Origin of the sequence: Azospirillum sp. B506 (assembly GCF_000333595.1) — a bacterium.
In the GTDB taxonomy this organism is placed as follows: domain Bacteria; phylum Pseudomonadota; class Alphaproteobacteria; order Azospirillales; family Azospirillaceae; genus Azospirillum.
Genome location: NZ_BADK01000235.1, coordinates 1 through 1,720, shown reverse-complemented (window position 1 = coordinate 1,720; position 1,720 = coordinate 1). Strand labels below are relative to the sequence as shown.

Genomic DNA, 1,720 nt, shown 5'->3' with positions numbered 1-1,720 from the left:
CGAAGGGCAACGTCATCGACCCGCTGGAGATCATCGACCAGTACGGCACCGACGCGCTGCGCTTCACCCTGTCGGCGATGGCCGCCCAGGCCCGCGACATCAAGCTGGCGGTGAACCGCGTCGAGGGCTACCGCAACTTCGCCACCAAGCTGTGGAACGCCGCCCGCTATTGCCAGATGAACGGCTGCGAGCCGGTCGCCGGCTACAAGCCGGTCGGCCTGACCCAGACGGTCAACCGCTGGATCGTCGGTGCCCTGGCCGATGCGGCGACGAAGGTCGCCGAGTCGATCGACACCTACAAGTTCAACGAGGCCGCCGGCGCCGCCTATCAGTTCACCTGGGGCACCTTCTGCGACTGGTACATGGAGTTCACCAAGCCGATCCTGGCCGGCACCGACGAGGCGGCGAAGGCGGAGACGCGGGCGACCACTGCCTGGGTGCTCGACCAGATCCTGCACATCCTGCATCCGCTGATGCCCTTCATCACCGAAGAGCTGTGGGAACAGCTGTCGCCGACCCGCGCAAACCGCCTGATCTCGGCGGAATGGCCGGAGTTCGCCGCCGACGTCGCCGATCCGGCCTCCCGTGACGAGATGGATTGGGTAATCGGTCTGGTTTCCGGGATCCGGGGCGTTCGGTCGGAGATGAATATTCCGACCAGCGTGCAGATGCCGGTCTATGTGCTCAATGCGGGCGCGCAGACCAGCCAGCTTGTCACGCGGTACCAGGATCTGGTGATCCGGATGGCCCGGATTTCCGGCCTGCATCCGACCAATGCAGACGAAGCCGCTCAAATCGCTATGGCGAAGGGCAATGTGAAGTTCGTTCTTGGCGGCGAGACGGTCGCCTTGCAGGTGGCGGAATATGTCGATGTCGAAAAGGAACGCGCTCGCCTGTCCAAGGAGATCGACAAGCTGACCGGCGAGATCAAGAAGATCGACGCCAAGCTGTCGAACGAGCAGTTTGTCGCCAAGGCTCCCGCAGAGGTGATCGAGGAGCAGCGTGACCGCCGCGAGGCAGCCGATCAGGACCGCGACAAGCTGCAGAAGGCGCTGGAGGTGCTGGCCGGGTGATTTGCGAGGGAAGGGGGCTCCGTTCCGTGCCCCCTTCCTATCCGTCCGCTACAGCGTAAAGATTGCCAGAAGCACAAGCACGGCGATGATTCCGGCGATGCTGAGCTTCATGAATTTGGTGAAGGCGATCCAGGTCGCCTGATGCGAGCGGACGGTCTCTGCACTGACCGGGTTGGGACTCACAGCCGCCATATTGATCAACCCTTCAACAGTTTCTCTTGCCCGTGAATTTTGACGCGGGCGTACGGAAACGCAACAGATTCCGAGTGGAACCGTCAACCATGCCGGAAGGGTGGTGATCTGAAGGGATGCGCGTCTAAAGGGGTGGGTTTATCTGGGCTGCTAGTTCAGGAATTGGGCCGTCGATCCACGCGACATCACCAACGACTCGGACACAGCCCTCGGCGATCAGACGGACGGCATGCGGATAGAGCGCGTGCTCCGATTTCAGGACGCGGGCGGCCAGGCTGTCGGCGTCATCACCGGGCAGGACCGGAACGGCGGCCTGGGCAACGATCGGACCTTCGTCCATTTCCGGACGCACATAGTGCACGGTGCAGCCATGAAAGCGGACGCCCGTGGCCCACGCCCGCTCATGGGTATCCAGGCCCCTTGAGGAGGGCAGCAGGGACGGGTGGATGTTGATG

At 63.0% G+C, this 1,720-nt stretch carries 3 protein-coding genes; 1 reads left to right on the top strand and 2 read right to left on the bottom strand.

From position 1 onward, the window contains the following. A partial coding sequence (locus I71_RS07525; protein ID WP_042693402.1) for a class I tRNA ligase family protein occupies positions 1-1,073 on the top strand: 1,073 nt, incomplete at its 5' end. 48 nt (positions 1,074-1,121) lie between these two features. Here the strand turns inward: I71_RS07525 and I71_RS36805 are convergent. Further along, the gene (locus I71_RS36805; protein WP_085940690.1) at positions 1,122-1,265 is read right to left on the bottom strand and encodes an aa3-type cytochrome c oxidase subunit IV; all 144 of its coding nucleotides are present in this window, start codon (positions 1,263-1,265) and stop codon (positions 1,122-1,124) included. 124 nt (positions 1,266-1,389) lie between these two features. Next, positions 1,390-1,720, bottom strand: a 331-nt coding sequence (locus tag I71_RS07520) for a phosphoribosylglycinamide formyltransferase (RefSeq protein ID WP_042693400.1), incomplete at its 5' end; no start/stop codon positions are given.